Raw genomic sequence first — 17348 nt, forward strand, 5'->3', positions numbered from 1 at the left:
GCCGGGCGGTAGTGCCGCACTCCGCCGTCACCCTCCTGAGGAGCGCCTTATCCACGGACGCAGGTATTGTCAAGAGGGCAAGGCCACCTTAACGGGTATTTCTTGACGACGAACACGACGACAGACACGGCGAAGGATCAAGGAGAGCACGCGTGACGCGCAGCGTGTACGTGACCGGGACCGACCGGGGCGACGGGCGCCAGGTCATCGAGCTGGGAGTCATGGAGCTCCTCACCCGCCACGTGGAGAAGGTGGGCGTCTTCCGCCCCCTCTTCCACGGCGACGGGCCCGACCGTCTCGTCGACCTGCTGAGGTCGCGCTACCGGCTGGCCCAGCCGGCGGAGAGCGTGGTCGGCCTGACCTACGGCGAGGCCGCCGCCCTGCAGGCCGAGCGCGGCACCGACGAGCTGGTCTCGCTCCTGGTGGAGCGCTTCCACGCGGTGGCCCGCGAGCACGAGTACGTGCTCGTCCTGGGCACCGACTTCGCGGGCACCACCCTCCCCGACGAGCTGGCCCTCAACGCGCGGCTGGCGAACGAGTTCGCCGCCTCCGTGATCACGGTCGTCGGCGGCCAGGAGCAGTCGGCCGAGTCCGTGGACGCCGAGGCCCGCAACGCCTACCGCGCCTACGAGAGCCTCGGCTGCGACGTGGTCTCCCTGGTCGTCAACCGCGTCTCCCCCGCCGACCGCGAAGCCGTCGCCGCACGGCTCTCGGCGACCCTGCCGGTGCCCTGCTACGCGCTGCCGGAGGACGACTCGCTCTCCGCGCCGACCGTGCGCCAGATCGTGCAGAAGCTGGGCGCCGAGGTGCTGCTCGGCGACGACGCCGGCCTCTCGCGCGACGCCAAGGACTTCGTCTTCGGCGGCGCCATGCTGCCCGTCTTCCTCCCCGCCCTCACCGAGGGATGCCTGGTGGTCACCCCCGGCGACCGCGTGGACCTGATCGTCGGCGCGCTCGCCGCGCACAGCGCGGGCGCCCCGCCCATCGCCGGCGTGCTGCTGACCCTGGACGAGCGCCCGGGGCCGGACATCCTGGCGCTGGCCGGCCGGCTCGCCCCCGGCACGCCCGTCGTCTCGGTGCCCGGCGGCTCCTTCCCCACCGCGGCCGAGCTGTTCGCGGTCGAGGGCAAGCTGGAGGCCTCCTCGCCGCGCAAGGCCGAGACCGCGCTGGGCCTCTTCGAGCGCCACGTGGACACCGCCGAGCTCACCGACCGCATCGCCGTGGCCCGCTCCGGCCGCGTGACGCCGATGATGTTCGAGCACGAGCTCATCGAGCGCTCCCGCTCCGCCCGCCGCCGCGTCGTCCTGCCCGAGGGCACCGAGGAGCGCGTGCTGCGCGCCGCCGACGTGCTGCTGCGCCGTGACGTCTGCGACCTCATCCTGCTGGGCGAGGAGGACACGATCCGCAAGCGCGCCGCCGAGCTGAGCATCGACCTGGCCGAGGCGCAGCTCATCGACCCGCAGTCCTCGCCGCTGCGCGAGCGCTTCGCGGAGATCTACGCCAAGGCGCGCGCCCACAAGGGCATGACCGTGGAGCTGGCGCACGACGTCGTCGCCGACGTGTCCTACTTCGGCACCCTGATGGTCCAGGAGGGCCTGGCCGACGGCATGGTCTCCGGCGCGGTGCACTCCACCGCCGCCACCATCCGCCCCGCCTTCGAGATCATCAAGACCGCGCCGGGCGCCCAGATCGTCTCCTCGGTCTTCTTCATGTGCCTGGCCGACCGGGTCCTGGTCTACGGCGACTGCGCGGTCAACCCCGACCCGAACGCCGAGCAGCTCGCGGACATCGCCATCCAGTCCGCGGAGACCGCCACCCAGTTCGGCGTGGAGCCGCGGATCGCGATGCTGTCGTACTCCACCGGCACCTCCGGCTCCGGCGCGGACGTCGACAAGGTCCGCAAGGCCACCGAGCTGGTGCGCGAGCGCCGCCCGGACCTCCTGGTCGAGGGCCCGATCCAGTACGACGCCGCCGTGGACGCCGCCGTGGCGAAGACCAAGCTGCCCGGCTCCGAGGTCGCGGGCAAGGCCACGGTCCTGGTCTTCCCGGACCTCAACACGGGTAACAACACCTACAAGGCCGTGCAGCGCTCGGCCGGCGCCGTCGCGGTCGGCCCGGTCCTGCAGGGCCTGCGCAAGCCCGTCAACGACCTCTCGCGCGGCGCGCTGGTCCAGGACATCGTCAACACGGTGGCCATCACCGCCATCCAGGCCCAGGGCGAGCAGCGCGGCGAGCGCACGGAACCCTGAGCCGCGCCCCCCGCGTCCGTACGGCCGTACGGGCACCCGGCGGGCCCCGCGCCCGCCGGCCCGTGCGGCCGGGCACCCCACAGCCGTAGAAACCCCCACCCGCCCCCCAACCGGAAAGCCCAGATGACTTCCCACGCCACCCGAGTCCTCGTCCTCAACTCCGGCTCCTCCTCCGTCAAGTACCAGCTGCTCGACATGGCCGACGGAGCCCGTCTGGCCGTCGGGCTGGTCGAGCGCATCGGCGAGGAGACCTCGCGGCTGGCGCACACCCCGCTGGCGACCGGCGGCAGCAAGCGCGAGCGCGTGGAGCCGATCGCCGACCACGCGGCCGCGCTGAACGCCGTCGCCGAGGAGCTGGCCGCCGACGGGCTGGGCCTGGACTCCCCCGAGCTGGCCGCGATCGGCCACCGCGTGGTGCACGGCGGCCGGAAGTTCACCGAGCCGACCGTGATCACCGACGAGGTCGTCGCGGAGATCGAGCGGCTGATCCCGGTCGCCCCGCTGCACAACCCCGCCAACATCACCGGCATCCGCACCGCCCAGGGCCTGCGCCCCGACCTGCCGCAGGTCGCGGTCTTCGACACCGCCTTCCACACGACGATGCCGGAGTCCGCCGCGCGCTACGCCATCGACGTCGAGACGGCCGACGCCCACCGCATCCGCCGCTACGGCTTCCACGGCACCTCGCACGCCTACGTCTCCCGCGAGACCGCCCGGCTGCTGGGCAAGGACCCCTCCGAGGTCAACGTCATCGTCCTGCACCTGGGCAACGGCGCCTCGGCCTCGGCGGTGCGCGGCGGCCGCTGCGTGGACACCTCGATGGGCCTGACCCCGCTGGAGGGCCTGGTCATGGGCACCCGCTCCGGCGACCTGGACCCGGCCGTGATCTTCCACCTGGCGCGCACCGCCGGGATGTCCGTCGACGAGATCGACTCGCTCCTGAACAAGAAGAGCGGTCTGATCGGACTGTGCGGCGACAACGACATGCGCGAGATCCGCCGGCGCATCGACGAGGGCGACGAGCGGGCGGAGCTCGCCTTCGACATCTACGTGCACCGGCTGAAGAAGTACATCGGTGCCTACTACGCGGTCCTCGGCAGGGTCGACGCCGTGGCCTTCACCGCGGGCGTGGGCGAGAACGCCGCTCCCGTGCGCGAGGCCGCCGTGGCGGGCCTGGAGGAGCTGGGCCTGGCCGTGGACGCCGACCTCAACGGGATCCGCTCGGACGCGGCGCGGCTGATCTCCCCGGAGCACGCCCGGGTCGCGGTGGCAGTGGTGCCGACCGACGAGGAGCTGGAGATCGCCACCCAGGCGTACGCGCTGGTCAGCTCGTGATCGCCGACTGTTCCTTGGTCATTCCCACAGCTCGAATATTCCGCTCCGAAACAAACCGATAGGATCCGCCTCATGCGCCGTTCCAAAATCGTCTGCACCCTGGGCCCCGCCGTCGACTCCTACGACCAGCTGAAGACGCTGATCGAGGCCGGCATGAACGTGGCCCGCTTCAACATGAGCCACGGGACCCACGCGGAGCACGAGGAGCGGTACAACCGCCTCCGCAAGGCCGTCGAGGAGACCGGCCGCGCGGTCGGCGTCCTGGCCGACCTGCAGGGCCCGAAGATCCGCCTGGAGACCTTCGCGGACGGCCCCGTGGAGCTGGTGCGCGGTGACGAGTTCACGATCACGACCGAGGACGTCCCGGGCGACCGGACGATCTGCGGCACGACCTACAAGGGCCTGCCGGGCGACGTCGTCAAGGGCGACCAGGTCCTGATCAACGACGGCAACGTCGAGCTGCGCGTCACCGAGGTCGACGGCCCCCGGGTCAAGACGATCGTCATCGAGGGCGGCGTCATCTCCGACCACAAGGGCATCAACCTGCCCGGCGCGGCGGTGAACGTCCCGGCGCTGTCCGAGAAGGACATCGAGGACCTGAAGTTCGCGCTCGCCATGGGCTGCGACATGGTCGCGCTGTCCTTCGTCCGCGACGCCGCCGACGTCCGCGACGTCCACCGCGTCATGGACGAGGTCGGCCGCCGCGTGCCGGTCATCGCCAAGGTCGAGAAGCCCCAGGCCGTCGACAACATGACGGAGGTCGTCATGGCCTTCGACGGTGTGATGGTGGCCCGTGGCGACCTGGCGGTGGAGTACCCCCTCGAGCGCGTCCCGATGGTGCAGAAGCGCCTCATCGAGCTGTGCCGCCGCAACGCCAAGCCGGTGATCGTCGCCACCCAGATGATGGAGTCGATGATCACCAACTCCCGTCCGACCCGCGCCGAGGCGTCCGACGTCGCCAACGCGATCCTGGACGGCGCGGACGCGGTCATGCTCTCCGCCGAGTCGTCGGTGGGCGCCTACCCGATCGAGACCGTCAAGACGATGTCCCGCATCGTCGAGGCGGCCGAGCAGGAGCTGCTCTCCAAGGGCCTCCAGCCGCTGGTCCCGGGCAAGAAGCCGCGCACGCAGGGCGGTTCCGTCGCCCGCGCCGCGTGCGAGATCGCGGACTTCCTGGGCGCCAAGTCGCTGGTGGCGTTCACCAAGTCCGGTGACACCGCCCGCCGCCTGGCCCGCTACCGCGCGGCCCAGCCGATCCTGGCCTTCACCACGGACACCTCGACCCGCAACCAGCTCACGCTGAGCTGGGGCGTCGAGACCTTCGTCGTCCCGCACGTGGAGAACACGGACGCGATGGTCGACCTCGTCGACGCGGAGCTGCTGAAGCTCAAGCGCTACAACGACGGCGACACCATGATCATCACGGCCGGCTCCCCGCCCGGCGTCCCCGGCACCACCAACATGGTGCGGGTGCACCACCTGGGCGAGAACCGCTAGGTCCGCGCAGCACGAAGGCCGCCACCCCCACGGGGGTGGCGGCCTTCGCCTGTTCAGCGGCCTTGGCCTTTTCAGGGGTACGTGCCCTCCGTCAGGTACTGGTGGAGGTTGGGGATGTGGAGCGTCCCGCCGTACTGGCCCGACTGACGGATCTTCACGTCGGTGAAGAAGATCGGGATCGGCAGCTTCACGCCCGGGATCAGCGGGGGCGGGCTCGTCGGCGACTGCGTCGCCGGGATCAGCCCCAGCAGCTTGCCCTTCAGCTCCTCGGTGTACATGGTGATCCGGCCGCCGCCGACCGTGGACTCCGTTCCGATGCCGGCGACGTGGTACTGCTTGCCCTGGCTGTTGACGATCTGGTGCAGGTCCCTGATCGCCAGGGAGTCCGCGGTGAACTTCAGGACGGACTTCTGCTGCCCGTTCACCGTCGTGATCTTCTTGACGCCCTCGTAGGTCAGCCCGGTCAGGGTGAGCCGGCTCGCCTCCAGGTACCAGGGCTGGTTGGGGAAGGCGCGCTTCTCGTTCTCGTCGATGACGTTGGGGCGGGGGCAGGGGGGCGGGGTCTTGCCGTCCCCCGAGGGGGACGCGGACGGCGACGGGGACGGCGACGCCGAGCCCGACGCGGAGGGGGCCGGGGGCGTTCCCTTGGCCTTCGGTGTGTCCTTGGCCTTGGGGGTGTCCTTGGCCTCGGGCGTGTCCGCCGGACGGGCGGACGGGGACGGCGACGCCGACGGCGAGGCGGAGGGGCCGGGCACTGCGCCCGTACCGCCCGGCTGCGCATCGCCCTTGCGGCCCGTGAGGATGTCGCCAAGCTTCTCGCCGAGGCCCAGCGGGTCCAGCGGGTTCGTCTTCTTGGACGGCGACGCGGTGGGGGACGGGGACGCGGACGCGGAGGGGCGCGGCGAAGCCGCCGGCGGCTTGGCGGACGGCGAGCCGGAGGGCTCGCGACCCCGGCTCGTCGCACCGCTGTCGCCGCCGCCCGGCTTGGCGGACGCGGACGGGGAGGGAGAAGGGGATCCGGACGGGGAAGGCGACCCGGACGAAGATCCGGACGGGGTGGGCTCGTCCGTGGGGCCGGCCGACGCGTCCGGGCCGGCGTCCGGCGCCGTGACGCATCCCGCGTCCCCGAAGGGGTTCACCGGCTGTACGGGCCGGGCCTGCGCCAGGGTCGGCGTGAGGCCCATGCCCATCAGCACCGCGCCGGGCATCGCCGCGAGGGCGACCGCCTTCCCGGCCGGCATGTGCAGCCGGGACAGCAGCGGCTTGCGGGGCGCGGCGTGCCGCGGGCCCGGTCTCGTGGGGCCGCCGGGGCTGCCGGGGCCTTCGCGGTCGTGGTCAGTCGGCACGGTGCCCCCCGCCGGAGTCCTCGGTGACGGCCACCGCCGCCGGCCTGCCGGGCATCCAGGAGACGCCGAGCCCGCCCCCGACGAGGGCGAGCAGGAAGCCGACCAGGAAGGCGCCGAAGTTGGAGACGACCAGCGAGACCAGCGCGAGCAGGATCGCGGCGACGCCCGCGAAGACCCTCGACTGCGGCTGGTACCACATGGTCAGTCCGAGCACGATCAGCAGGACGCCGATGATCAGCGAGCCGGCGCCCGCCGTCGTGGCCATGCGGATGTGCAGGTCGCCCAGAGTCATCGTCTGGTACGGGATGTACATGATCGGGACGCCGGCCAGAATGCACAACAGGCCGCCCCAGAAGGGGCGTCGACCCCGCCAGTCCCAGAACGAACGGCGGGTGCGGCCGAGAGTGTCGATCAGCCGTGGTCGCGTGTCGGCGCTCATGAGTACAGCTCCTCGGGACTGGCGAATCGGTGGTACGCGGGCGGCGGCGGCACGGGCACGAGGGCGGAGGCCGCCCCGTACCCGGCCGTTCAGCGCGCTACTTCGTGGGGCACGTGGCGGCGCCCATGCTGACGCCCATGTGCAGACCCGGCAGGGTGAAGGTGCCCGCCGAGGTCGCCCACGCCTTCTGGTTGACGTCGGTGAACTCCACCTCGTCGGCCTGCTGGGCGAAGGAGCCCGGTACGTAGGCGCCGCGCCCGTCCTTGTCCGGGGCCGCCGGCCCCGGGCCCTTGGTGGTGTCGCTCACCGAGACGCCGATGTCGACGTTGGTGAACTTGGCGTTGGCGGAGAGGTCGTCGGCGTCGATGAAGAGCTTGGTCGCCTCGACCTTCTTGTCGCCGTCGCCGGCCGTCAGCTTCATCGTCACGTCGCCGATGGGCGTCGGGATGGTCACCGCCTGGCAGAGCTTGGTGATCTCCGCCGAGTTGATGCCGACCACCGCGACGGGCTTGTTGCCCTTCTTTGTCTGGTCGAGCGCGCCGTACTGGACGAACCCCTTGCCGTTGAGGCTCTTCGCCGTCACCTGGAACTGCTGGCCGGAGACGCTGAACGACGCCGCCAGCGCGCCCTCGGCGAGCGCGACGCCGATCGCGGCCGTCGCCGCGACGCTGGGGACCATGACGACCGCGAACCGGCGCCATCTGGTCCCGCCACGAGTCTGGGACTTCACGACTTTCCTCCTTCTCGGACGTACATCTCCGGCCGCGGGCTTCTTCGGCCCGCGCCGGGATGGGAGAAGTGCTACGTCCTCGGAAAGGAGAGCGCCGTCGCACGTGACGGCGCGCACCGCGCCCGCTGCACATCGGCGTTCACCCCCGAGCGACAACCACTGGCCACGCCTTCGCGCAACCGCGGGAACAGGCCCCGCCGTTGGCGGCGGGGACCCCCCTGTCCCAGGACCGGCGCCGGGGCACCGGTCCACCCGGTGGGGACCCACACACCGCGCGCCGACCGGTGGGACGGATCGCGGGTATGGACCGGGCTGCGCCGATCGTGGTCCATTCGCGCCCGGGGCACAAGAGGTTGATTACTCGCGAGTAACGGGGCGATAACCACCGGGAGACCAGTCCGCATCGGACCAGTGGGTGAAGGTGCCGGAGCGTGTCCGAGCACAGGCGGAGAAAAACAGAAGAACCCGGGCGAATGCCCGGGCTCCTCTTACTCGCAGTAACAGGGCGCGCGTTTACCAAGTTTTGGTAAAGCGCGGTGGCTGTGCCGCTTGGGACACAGGTGGCGCGAGGCCGTCAGAACAGCGCGCGCGACAGCGCCGTACGCGCCGCCGTCACCCGCGGATCATCGGAACCGATCACCTCGAACAGCTCGAGCAGCCGCACCCGCGCGGCGTCCCGGTCCTCCCCCGCCGAGCGCTTGACCGCGTCGATCAACCGCCCGAAGGAGTCCTCCACATGCCCGCCGACCAGGTCGAGGTCGGCCGCCGCGATCTGCGCCGCCACGTCGCCCGGCGCCTCGGCGGCCGCCTTGCGCACCTGCTGGGCGTCCAGACCCTGGACGCGCTCCAGCAGCTCGGCCTGCGCGAGGCCCAGCTTGGCCTCGGCGTTGCCCGGGTCGTCGGACAGGACGTTCTTGTAGGCACGCACGGCACCGCCCAGGTCACCGGCGTCCAGCGCCTCGTGCGCGGCACCCAGGACGCTGTCGTACGGGCTCACCGGAGCCGCCGGCGCGGCCTCGGCGACCTGGCCCGGCTCGACGGGCGCGCCCACGATGCCGAAGCGCTGCTCCGCCACCGCGATCAGCTGGTCCAGCACCTGCCGGATCTGCGCCTCGGGCGCGGCCCCCTGGAACAGCGGCAGGGCCTGCCCGGCCACCACGGCGAAGACGGCCGGGATGGACTGGACGCCGAACTGCTGGAACAGCAGCTGGTTCGCCTCGACGTCGACCTTGGCGAGCACGAAGCGCCCGGCGTACTCCTGCGCCAGTCGCTCCAGCAGCGGGCTCAGCTGCTTGCACGGCTCGCACCAGTCGGCCCAGAAGTCGACGACGACGGGCACTTCGGCGGAGCGCTGCAGGACCTCCTGCTCGAAGCCCGCCTCGTCGACGTCGAGGACGAGCCGGACGTCGGCGGCGGGCACACCGCCGTGGCGCGCGGCCTCGGCCCGCGCCTGCTCCGCCTTCTGCTTCGCTTCCCCGGCCGCCTTCACCGCGGCGAGGTCGACCACTCCACTCATGGACATGTTCCGTGGCTGCATGGGCCTATCCTCCCCCCTTCACACGGTGAACCGGAAAAGTACGGCCGTAGCGGTTCGCTGTGACGCCGGGTCCCCACCCGGCGTCCGTGGTTGTCGCTCTTACGCTACGAGCCGTAGCGTAACTGGAGGGGACGGGTCTGGGGCAAGGTTTCCCAGTGATCTGCGTCTCACACCTCTTGACCTACCCGGCGGTAGGGTCGGCCCCATGAGTTCCGCCCCGCCCCCCGCCCACCCCCGTCCCGGCGGCGGCCGTACGGGCCGGCCCCGCGACCCCGCGGCGGACCGGGCGATCCTGCACGCGACCCGCACCGCGCTGGTCGAACTCGGCTGGGGCAAGCTGACGATGAGCGACGTGGCGGCGCGCGCCGGGGTCGCCAAGACCACCCTCTACCGCCGCTGGGCGGGCAAGAGCGAGTTGGTGGTGGACGCGGTGGCGGCCCTCTTCGACGAGCACCTCGAGCTCCCGGACCGGGGCAGCCTGCAGGCCGACATCGAGGGCGTCGTGCTGCGGTTCGCCGCGCTGCTGGAGCGGCCGGAGGCGAAGACCGCGCTGATGGCGGTGGTGGCCGAGTCCACCCGGGACGACGCGCTGCGCGACCGGATCCGCTCCGCGATCGTCGACCGGCAGAAGTCGCTGGTGCTGCTGGGGCGGGAGCGGGCGCAGGCACGCGGGGAGCTGCCGCGGGAGGACGACCCGGAGGTGGCGGCGCGCACGGCGGACCTGATCTTCGACGTGATCGCCGGGGCGGTGGTGCACCGGACGCTGGTGAGCGCGGAGTCCGTGGACACGGAGTGGGCCCGGGGCTTCGCCGGGATGCTGGTGGGCGGGCTGGCGTCCGTTCGCTCCTTCCCGTAAGCCTCGAACGCCGGCCGGGCTGCAAGTGCAGCCCGGCCGGCGCTTGAGGCCGAAAACTCAGAAACCAGCCGGCTCCGTGTAGACGCCCCACTCCTCGCGGAGCACGTCGCAGATCTCGCCCATCGTCGCCTCGGCCCGTACGGCCTCGAGCATCGGCTCGATCATGTTGGAGCCGTCCCGCGCGGCGGCCAGCATCGCCTCCAGCGACCGGCGCACCTTGGCGTCGTCGCGGTGCGTCTTGCGGTCGGCCAGGACGCGCACCTGCTCGCGCTCGACCTCGTGGCTGACGCGCAGGATCTCCAGGTCGCCGGTCACCGAGCCCTCGTGGCAGTTGACGCCGACGACGCGCTTGGCGCCCTTCTCCAGGGCCTGCTGGTAGCGGAAGGCGCTCTCGGCGATCTCGCCGGTGAACCAGCCGTCCTCGATGCCGCGCAGGATGCCGGAGGTGATGGGACCGATGGGGTGCCTGCCGTCGGGGTGCGCCCGCAGGCCGCGCTCCTTGATCTGCTCGAAGATCTTCTCGGCGTCGGCCTCGATGCGGTCGGTGAGCTGCTCGACGTACCAGGAGCCGCCCAGCGGGTCGGCGACGTTGGCGACGCCGGTCTCCTCCATCAGCACCTGCTGGGTGCGCAGGGCGATCTCGGCCGCCTGCTCGCTGGGCAGGGCCAGGGTCTCGTCGAGGGCGTTGGTGTGCAGGGAGTTGGTGCCGCCCAGCACGGCGGCGAGGGCCTCGACGGCGGTGCGGACCACGTTGTTGTACGGCTGCTGGGCGGTCAGCGAGACGCCGGCGGTCTGGGTGTGGAAGCGCAGCCACTGGGCCTTGTCGGTCTTCGCGCCGTAGACCTCCTTCATCCAGCGGGCCCAGATCCTGCGGGCCGCGCGGAACTTGGCGATCTCCTCGAAGAAGTCGACGTGCGCGTCGAAGAAGAAGGACAGGCCCGGCGCGAAGACGTCGACGTCGAGCCCGCGGCTGAGCCCCAGCTCCACGTAGCCGAAGCCGTCGGCGAGCGTGTAGGCGAGCTCCTGGGCGGCCGTGGCCCCGGCCTCGCGGATGTGGTAGCCGGAGACGGACAGCGGCTTGTAGGCGGGGATGGAGCGGGCGCAGTGCTCCATCAGGTCGCCGATCAGGCGCAGGTGGGGCTCGGGCGGGAAGAGCCACTCCTTCTGCGCGATGTACTCCTTGAAGATGTCCGTCTGCAGCGTGCCGTTGAGGACGCCGGTGTCGACGCCCTGCCGCTCGGCGGCGACGAGGTACATGCAGAAGGCGGGGACGGCGGGCCCGCTGATCGTCATGGAGGTGGTGACGTCGCCCAGCGGGATGTCCTTGAAGAGGATCTCCATGTCGGCGGCGGAGTCTATGGCGACGCCGCAGTGGCCGACCTCGCCGAGGGAGCGGGGGTCGTCGGAGTCGCGGCCCATGAGGGTCGGCATGTCGAAGGCGACCGAGAGCCCGCCGCCGCCGTTGGCGAGGATCATCTTGTAGCGCTCGTTGGTCTGCTCGGCGTTGCCGAACCCGGCGAACTGGCGGATGGTCCAGGTGCGGCCGCGGTAGCCGGTGGCGTACAGACCGCGGGTGAAGGGGTACTCGCCGGGCCAGCCGATGCGCTCGAAGCCCTCGTAGGTGTCGCCGGGGCGGGGGCCGTAGAGCGGCTCGACCTCGTCCCCGGACAGCGTGGTGAAGTCCGCGTTGCGCTTGCGGGCCTTGTCATAGCGGGCCTGCCAGCGGCGACGGCCCTCCTCGATGGCTTCAGCGTCCATGCCTCCGAATTTACTAGGACGTCCTAGTAAATGTCGATGGCCAACCGCCGGGCGCGTACTGCACCCGGCGGAGAAGGTCAGGCCTTGGCGACGACCGGAGCCTCGTCGGCGATCATCGGCTCGATCTCGCGCACGACCTTGCGCTCGACGAAGAACGCGGCGGTCGGGATGGTGCCCGACACCAGGACCCACAGCAGCTTGCCGATCGGCCACTTGGCCTTGGAGCCCAGGTCGAAGGCGAAGACCAGGTAAATGATGAAGAGCACGCCGTGGATCTGGGAGATCACGAGCGTGGCACCCGCACCTGTGTCGAAGCCGTACTTGAAGACCATGGCGGCGCAGAGCACCAGCAGCATCACGGCGGTCAGATAGGCCATCACCCGGTAGCGGGTCAGCACGCTTCGCTTCATGCCCATGAGCGTAACCGCCCGATTTGCGGGATCTTCGCGCGGGTCGGCCCGCGCGTCAGTCCTCGGCGAAGTCGCCGGCGGCGACCCGCAGCGGCCGCAGCATCCCGAAGATCTCCCCGCACTCCTCCGCGTCGTACGCGGCGAGCCCGAAGTCCATCGCCATCAGGTCGCGGGTGGCCGACTCCACGACCTCGCGGCCCTTGTCGGTGATCGAGGCGAGCGTGCCGCGGCCGTCGTTGGGGTTGGGGCGCTTGTCCACCAGGCCGGCCTTGACCAGGCGGTCCACGGTGTTGGTGACCGACGTCGGGTGGACCATCAGCCGCTCGCCGATCTTGGACATCGGCAGCTCGCCGGCCTTGGAGAAGGTCAGCAGCACCAGCGCCTCGTAGCGCGCGAACGTCAGCCCGTACGGCTTGACGACCGCGTCGACCTGCCCGAGCAGGATCTGGTGCGCCCGCATGATCGAGGTGATCGCGGCCATGGAGGGCACCGATCCCCAGCGCTGCTTCCAGAGCTCGTCGGCGCGGGCGATGGGGTCGAAGGGGAGGCTGAGCGGCTTCGGCACCCGACCGACCATACCGGGCGGTCGCACCCCGATCTCCCTCATCTCGGATATCGGGATGCGGCCGCCGCGGCGGCACAGGCGGCGGGGTCAGGCCCCGCCCTGCTCCAGGTAGCGCTCGACCGTGGCGACCTTGGACGTGAGCCCGTCCGTGACGCCCTTGCGGATGTCGGCCTTCAGCACGAGCGAGACGCGTCCGCAGCGCGCCTCGACGGCGGCGACGGCGCGCTTGACGACGTCCATGACCTCGTCCCACTCGCCCTCGACGGACGTGAACATCGCGTCCGTGCGGTGGGGCAGGCCGGACTCGCGCACCACGCGGACCGCGTCGGCGACGTATTCGCCGAGGTCCTCGCCGACGCCGACCGGGGAGACGGAGAACGCGACGATCATGCGTTGACCACGCTCTCCTTGCGGGCGCGGGCGGCGATGACGCTGGCCTCGGCCTCACGGCGCAGCATGCGGTCGGCGAAGAAGCCGCCGAAGGGCAGGACGGAGAGGACGAAGTAGAGCGCGGCGGTCTTCACGGCCCACTTGGTCTTGTTCCAGGCGTCGAGCCAGAAGATCACGTAGATGATGAAGAGGATGCCGTGGACGGGGCCCAGCACCGGCACGGCGTTGAAGTCGGTGGTGCGCTTGAGCACCGCACAGATGCCCAGCAGGAGGAAGGAAACGGCCTCCGGGGTGGAGACCAGGCGGAGCCGGCGCAGGGCGGAGGCGGTCTTGAGGTCCACGGGCACACCTTCGGTCGCGAGTGGCGGTACGGTCACGGCTTGTGACGGCATTCACAAGCCGCTCCATTGTCGCAGCCCTGCAATAGATCAAGGGATCCGGGTCCGTTCCGGGGGCATTCCTGGCCGCTGAGGCCTGTTGGAGCCGTATGTCCGCCCGCTAGCGTCGGGGCGTGGCTCAGTTTCGGCTCCACGGGAGCAAGGTCCTCGCCGTCGACATGACGGGGGACGCGGTCAAGGCCAAGAACGGCTCGATGGTCGCGTACGAGGGCGAGATGGCATTCAAGAAGATGACCGGCGGCGGTGACGGCCTGCGGGGCATGGTCACCCGCCGGCTCACCGGCGAATCGATGGAAGTCATGGAGGTGAAGGGACACGGCACCTGCTACTTCGCGGACCGGGCGAGCGAGATCAACCTGGTCACGCTGCGGGGCGAGACGCTGTACGTGGAGGCGAGCAACCTGCTCTGCACGGACTCGGCGCTGCGGACCGGGACGACCTTCACGGGCCTGCGCGGCGCCTCGCAGGGCAACGGGCTGTTCACCACGACCGTCGAGGGCTCCGGCCAGGCGGCGATCCTCTCCGACGGGTCGGCGATCGTCCTGCGGGTGACCCCGCAGATGCCGCTGCAGGTCGACCCGGGCGCGTACATCGCGCACACGGGCCGGCTCAAGCAGCACTTCCAGTCCGGCGTGAACTTCCGGACGTTCATGGGCGAGGGCTCGGGAGAGGCGTTCCAGATCCGCTTCGAGGGCGAGGGGCTCGTGTACGTGCAGCCGAGCGAGCGGAACACCATCGGGGGTGAGATCTGATGGCATTCCGGCTTCTGAATTCGCGCATGGTCGAGGCCCAGGTGGTTCCCGGGCAGCCGCTGTTCAGTCAGCGCGGGGCGATGCTCGCCTACAAGGGCGACGTCTCCTTCACCCCGAGCATCACCGGCGGCCAGGGCGGCGTCATGGGGATGATCGGCCGGCGGATCGCCAACGAGGCCACCCCGCTGATGACCGTGGAGGGCAGCGGGACGGTGATGTTCGGCCACGGCGGGCACCACGTCCACGTCGTGGAGCTCTCCGGGGACACGCTGTACGTCGAGGCGGACCGGCTGCTGGCCTTCGACGGCGGCCTGCAGCAGGGAACGATGTTCATGGGGTCGCAGGGGGGCGTGATGGGCATGGTGCGCGGTCAGGTGACCGGGCAGGGCCTCTTCACCACGACCCTCAAGGGGCATGGCGCGGTGGCGGTGATGGCCCACGGCGGCGTCATCGAGCTGCCCATCACCCCGCAGCGGCCGGTCACCGTCGACCCGCAGGCGTACGTCGCCCACCGCGGCGACGTGCGCAACAAGCTGTCGGCCGCGCTCGGCTGGCGCGAGGTGGTCGGGCGGGGCAGCGGGGAGGCGTTCCGGCTCGAGCTGTCGGGCAACGGCACGGTGTACGTACAGGCGTCGGAGGAGAAGCTGTGAGCGGCCCGGTCATTCATGACGCGACGACCCTGCCGGCGAACGACAACGTCAATCCGTACGCGTTCAGCGTGGATCTGAAGGGCCAGTGGTTCCTGCAGAAGGGGAAGATGATCGCCTATTACGGGCAGATCAGCTTCCACGGCATCGGCCACGGTCCGCTCGACCGGCTGATCGCGGGCAGCTTCCACTCGCCGCTGCACGCGGCGGACTGGGTGGTGGCCGAGGGGCAGGGGAAGATGCTGCTCGCGGACCGTTCCTTCGACGTCAACTCCTATGACCTCGAGGACGGCAACCTCACGGTCCGCTCGGGCAATCTGCTGGCCTTCCAGCCGTCGCTCTCGCTCAAGCAGTCCATCATCCCGGGGTTCCTGACCCTGATCGGGACGGGGAAGTTCGTGGCCGCCTCCAACGGGCCGGTCGTCTTCGCCGAGCCGCCGATCCGGGTGGACCCGCAGGCGCTGGTGGGGTGGGCGGACTGCCCCTCGCCCTGCCACCACTACGACCACCAGTACCTGCGGGGGGTCATGGGCGGGGTGCGCCGGCTGACGGGGCTGGGGGGCGCGTCCGGTGAGGAGCACCAGTTCGAGTTCGTGGGCTCCGGGACGGTGCTGCTGCAGTCCACCGAGCGGCTGATGGAGGAGATCCCGACGGGCGACGCTCCCCCTGAGCAGGCGGGCGTCCCGCACGCAAGTCCCGGAAATCAGCCAATGACACCGCGCTTGCCGGGTCAGCTGGGCGACCTCCAGCGCCGCTTCGGGCTGTGAGCGGTACCCTGCGGAGTGTGACGTCGAACGCATGACCTCTCGTTCCGCTCGTTCCGCCCTGTCATTTAGTTAATCTTTCAACTTCTTAGGTAGAATCCATCCATGGACACCGAGAACGGCACTCGCTGGCTCAGCGACGAGGAACAGGCCACCTGGCGCGCCCACCTGGACGTGAGCCGGCTGCTGATGCACCAGCTCGAACGGGACCTGCAGCCGTTCGGCCTCACCAACAACGACTACGAGATCCTGGTCAACCTCTCGGAGTCGGACGACCACCGGATGCGGATGAGCGACCTCGCGACCGCCACCCTGCAGTCCAAGAGCCGTCTGTCGCACCAGATCACGCGCATGGAGAACGCCGGTCTCGTCCGCCGGGAGAACTGCGAGTCCGACCGCCGCGGCCTGTTCGCCGTGCTCACGGACCACGGCTGGGAGACCATGCGCAAGGTCGCCCCGCACCATGTGGCGTCCGTGCGGGAGCACTTCATCGACCTGCTGTCGGCGGAGGAGCTCAAGGCCCTCCAGGAGTCCCTGCGACCGGTCGCCAAGCACCTGCGCTCCGCGCGGGGACGGATCTGACCGTTCCCGGACGCCACTGATCGCCGTCCGATCGCCGTCGCCGCCGGAAATACTCTCCGGCGGCGACGGCGATCGGCGTTTCGGCCCTCGGCGTTTCAGGTCTCGGCGTCTCAGCCCTCGGTGAGGCCCGCCACGAGTTCGTCGGCGGCCGCGTAGGGATCGAGGTCGCCGCCCACCACGCGCTCGGCGAGGGCGGCCAGTCGGCGGTCGCCGCGCAGGTCGCCGATGCGCTCGCGCAGCGCCGTCACGGCGATGGTCTCGACCTCGTGCGCGGCCCGCCGGCGCCGCCGGTCCGCGAGGACGCCCCGCTCCTCCATCCAGGCGCGGTGCTTCTCCAGCGCCTCGACCAGCTCGTCGGTGCCCTCGCCGCGGGCGGCCACCGTCTTGACGATGGGGGGCCGCCAGTCGCCGGGCGCGCGGGACTCGCCCAGGCCCAGCATGTGGTTGAGCTCGCGGGCCGTGGCGTCGGCGCCGTCGCGGTCGGCCTTGTTGACGACGTAGACGTCGCCGATCTCGAGGATGCCCGCCTTCGCGGCCTGGATCCCGTCGCCCATGCCGGGCGCCAGCAGCACCACCGACGTGTCGGCCTGGGAGGCGATCTCGACCTCCGACTGCCCCACGCCCACGGTCTCCACCAGGACCACGTCGCAGCCGGCCGCGTCCAGCACCCGGATCGCCTGCGGGGCGGCCCAGGCCAGGCCGCCCAGGTGGCCGCGGGTGGCCATCGAGCGGATGTAGACGCCCGGGTCGGAGGCGTGCTCCGACATCCGGACCCGGTCACCGAGCAGCGCACCGCCGGAGAAGGGCGAGGAGGGGTCGACGGCGAGCACGCCGACCCGCTTGCCCATCCGCCGGTACGCGCTCACCAGCGCCGACGTCGAGGTGGACTTGCCGACGCCGGGCGAGCCGGTCAGGCCCACCACATAGGCGCCGCCCGTGAGCGGGGCCAGCGCGGCCATCACCTCGCGCAGCTGCGGGGACGCCCCCTCCACCAGGGAGATCAGCCGGGCCACCGCGCGCGGCCGGCCGTCGCGTGCCTGCTCGACCAAAGCGGGGACGTCCACCATCACTGCTCCGTTCCACACATCGGATG

At 71.0% G+C, this 17348-nt stretch carries 18 protein-coding genes; 8 read left to right on the plus strand and 10 right to left on the minus strand.

All coding sequences use genetic code 11. From position 1 onward, the window contains the following. Nucleotides 1-152 precede the first annotated feature (152 nt). The 3 genes from pta (at nt 153) to pyk (ending at nt 5081) form a co-directional block, all read left to right on the plus strand. Nucleotides 153-2249 carry a phosphate acetyltransferase gene (pta, locus tag IE295_RS10050; RefSeq protein ID WP_190063206.1) on the plus strand — a complete coding sequence of 699 codons (2097 nt, stop codon included), beginning with the start codon at nt 153-155 and terminating at the stop codon, nt 2247-2249. Nucleotides 2250-2372: 123 nt separating this feature from the next. Continuing rightward, complete coding sequence (locus IE295_RS10055; protein WP_190063207.1) at nt 2373-3584, plus strand: acetate kinase; 1212 nt, start codon at nt 2373-2375, stop codon at nt 3582-3584. A gap of 72 nt (nt 3585-3656) precedes the next feature. Continuing rightward, a complete protein-coding gene (gene pyk, locus IE295_RS10060; RefSeq protein WP_190063208.1) occupies nt 3657-5081 on the plus strand; it encodes a pyruvate kinase in 1425 nt (474 codons plus the stop codon). Nucleotides 5082-5152: 71 nt separating this feature from the next. On the opposite strand, the gene IE295_RS10065 is transcribed toward pyk, so the two are convergent. The 4 genes from IE295_RS10065 to IE295_RS10080 form a co-directional block, all read right to left on the minus strand. Next, nucleotides 5153-6427 (minus strand): hypothetical protein, encoded by a 1275-nt coding sequence (locus IE295_RS10065; RefSeq protein ID WP_190063209.1) that lies wholly within the window; start codon nt 6425-6427, stop codon nt 5153-5155. Further along, nucleotides 6417-6866, minus strand: coding sequence for a DUF6114 domain-containing protein (locus IE295_RS10070; RefSeq protein ID WP_190063210.1), 450 nt, complete (start codon nt 6864-6866; stop codon nt 6417-6419). The genes IE295_RS10065 and IE295_RS10070 overlap by 11 nt, the downstream gene beginning before the upstream one ends. Before the next feature lie 97 nt (nt 6867-6963). After that, nucleotides 6964-7596 (minus strand): DUF6230 family protein, encoded by a 633-nt coding sequence (locus IE295_RS10075; protein ID WP_190063211.1) that lies wholly within the window; start codon nt 7594-7596, stop codon nt 6964-6966. A 574-nt stretch (nt 7597-8170) separates the two neighbouring features. Beyond that, nucleotides 8171-9133 carry a tetratricopeptide repeat protein gene (locus IE295_RS10080; protein ID WP_190063212.1) on the minus strand — a complete coding sequence of 321 codons (963 nt, stop codon included), beginning with the start codon at nt 9131-9133 and terminating at the stop codon, nt 8171-8173. A gap of 205 nt (nt 9134-9338) precedes the next feature. On the opposite strand from IE295_RS10080, the gene IE295_RS10085 reads away from it, so the two are divergent. Further along, entirely contained in the window at nt 9339-9989 is a 651-nt protein-coding gene (locus tag IE295_RS10085; RefSeq protein ID WP_190063213.1) for a TetR/AcrR family transcriptional regulator, read from the plus strand. Nucleotides 9990-10046: 57 nt separating this feature from the next. Here IE295_RS10085 and icmA read toward each other — a convergent pair whose 3' ends face one another. From icmA to IE295_RS10110, 5 genes are all read right to left on the minus strand, one after another. Next, a complete protein-coding gene (icmA, locus tag IE295_RS10090) occupies nt 10047-11747 on the minus strand; it encodes a coenzyme B12-dependent isobutyryl-CoA mutase large subunit (RefSeq protein WP_190063214.1) in 1701 nt (566 codons plus the stop codon). A 77-nt stretch (nt 11748-11824) separates the two neighbouring features. Then, nucleotides 11825-12157 (minus strand): DUF3817 domain-containing protein, encoded by a 333-nt coding sequence (locus tag IE295_RS10095; RefSeq protein ID WP_190063215.1) that lies wholly within the window; start codon nt 12155-12157, stop codon nt 11825-11827. A gap of 55 nt (nt 12158-12212) precedes the next feature. Beyond that, nucleotides 12213-12722 (minus strand): MarR family winged helix-turn-helix transcriptional regulator, encoded by a 510-nt coding sequence (locus IE295_RS10100; protein ID WP_190063216.1) that lies wholly within the window; start codon nt 12720-12722, stop codon nt 12213-12215. An 87-nt stretch (nt 12723-12809) separates the two neighbouring features. Beyond that, on the minus strand, nt 12810-13112 hold the full coding sequence (locus IE295_RS10105) for an MTH1187 family thiamine-binding protein (RefSeq protein WP_190063217.1): 303 nt from the start codon (nt 13110-13112) through the stop codon (nt 12810-12812). Next, nucleotides 13109-13453, minus strand: coding sequence for a DUF3817 domain-containing protein (locus IE295_RS10110; RefSeq protein ID WP_190063218.1), 345 nt, complete (start codon nt 13451-13453; stop codon nt 13109-13111). Before IE295_RS10110 ends, IE295_RS10105 begins: the two co-directional genes overlap by 4 nt. Before the next feature lie 170 nt (nt 13454-13623). Between IE295_RS10110 and IE295_RS10115 the strand changes: the two genes are divergently transcribed. The 4 genes from IE295_RS10115 (at nt 13624) to IE295_RS10130 (ending at nt 16255) form a co-directional block, all read left to right on the plus strand. Further along, the gene (locus IE295_RS10115) at nt 13624-14262 is read left to right on the plus strand and encodes an AIM24 family protein (RefSeq protein ID WP_190063219.1); all 639 of its coding nucleotides are present in this window, start codon (nt 13624-13626) and stop codon (nt 14260-14262) included. Then, a complete protein-coding gene (locus tag IE295_RS10120; RefSeq protein ID WP_190063220.1) occupies nt 14262-14912 on the plus strand; it encodes an AIM24 family protein in 651 nt (216 codons plus the stop codon). Before IE295_RS10115 ends, IE295_RS10120 begins: the two co-directional genes overlap by 1 nt. Further along, nucleotides 14909-15676: an AIM24 family protein gene (locus IE295_RS10125; protein WP_190063221.1), complete on the plus strand. Its 768-nt coding sequence runs from the start codon at nt 14909-14911 to the stop codon at nt 15674-15676. The genes IE295_RS10120 and IE295_RS10125 overlap by 4 nt, the downstream gene beginning before the upstream one ends. 102 nt (nt 15677-15778) lie before the next feature. Beyond that, entirely contained in the window at nt 15779-16255 is a 477-nt protein-coding gene (locus IE295_RS10130; RefSeq protein ID WP_190063222.1) for a MarR family winged helix-turn-helix transcriptional regulator, read from the plus strand. A gap of 110 nt (nt 16256-16365) precedes the next feature. Here IE295_RS10130 and meaB read toward each other — a convergent pair whose 3' ends face one another. Further along, nucleotides 16366-17322 (minus strand): methylmalonyl Co-A mutase-associated GTPase MeaB, encoded by a 957-nt coding sequence (gene meaB / locus IE295_RS10135; RefSeq protein WP_190063223.1) that lies wholly within the window; start codon nt 17320-17322, stop codon nt 16366-16368. Nucleotides 17323-17348: the final 26 nt, after the last annotated feature.

The sequence above is a fragment of the Streptomyces griseocarneus genome, assembly GCF_014655595.1.
Lineage (GTDB): Bacteria > Actinomycetota > Actinomycetes > Streptomycetales > Streptomycetaceae > Streptomyces > Streptomyces griseocarneus.

What these genes read in the sequence shown, in the direction of transcription:
- IE295_RS10055 (WP_190063207.1), top strand. Translation starts at nt 2,373, where the DNA reads ATGACTTCCCACGCCACCCGAGTCCTCGTCCTCAACTCCGGCTCCTCC.
- pyk (WP_190063208.1), top strand. Translation starts at nt 3,657, where the DNA reads ATGCGCCGTTCCAAAATCGTCTGCACCCTGGGCCCCGCCGTCGACTCC.
- IE295_RS10070 (WP_190063210.1), bottom strand. Translation starts at nt 6,866, where the DNA reads ATGAGCGCCGACACGCGACCACGGCTGATCGACACTCTCGGCCGCACC.
- IE295_RS10080 (WP_190063212.1), bottom strand. Translation starts at nt 9,133, where the DNA reads ATGCAGCCACGGAACATGTCCATGAGTGGAGTGGTCGACCTCGCCGCG.
- IE295_RS10085 (WP_190063213.1), top strand. Translation starts at nt 9,339, where the DNA reads ATGAGTTCCGCCCCGCCCCCCGCCCACCCCCGTCCCGGCGGCGGCCGT.
- icmA (WP_190063214.1), bottom strand. Translation starts at nt 11,747, where the DNA reads ATGGACGCTGAAGCCATCGAGGAGGGCCGTCGCCGCTGGCAGGCCCGC.
- IE295_RS10095 (WP_190063215.1), bottom strand. Translation starts at nt 12,157, where the DNA reads ATGAAGCGAAGCGTGCTGACCCGCTACCGGGTGATGGCCTATCTGACC.
- IE295_RS10105 (WP_190063217.1), bottom strand. Translation starts at nt 13,112, where the DNA reads ATGATCGTCGCGTTCTCCGTCTCCCCGGTCGGCGTCGGCGAGGACCTC.
- IE295_RS10120 (WP_190063220.1), top strand. Translation starts at nt 14,262, where the DNA reads ATGGCATTCCGGCTTCTGAATTCGCGCATGGTCGAGGCCCAGGTGGTT.
- IE295_RS10130 (WP_190063222.1), top strand. Translation starts at nt 15,779, where the DNA reads ATGGACACCGAGAACGGCACTCGCTGGCTCAGCGACGAGGAACAGGCC.
- meaB (WP_190063223.1), bottom strand. Translation starts at nt 17,322, where the DNA reads ATGGTGGACGTCCCCGCTTTGGTCGAGCAGGCACGCGACGGCCGGCCG.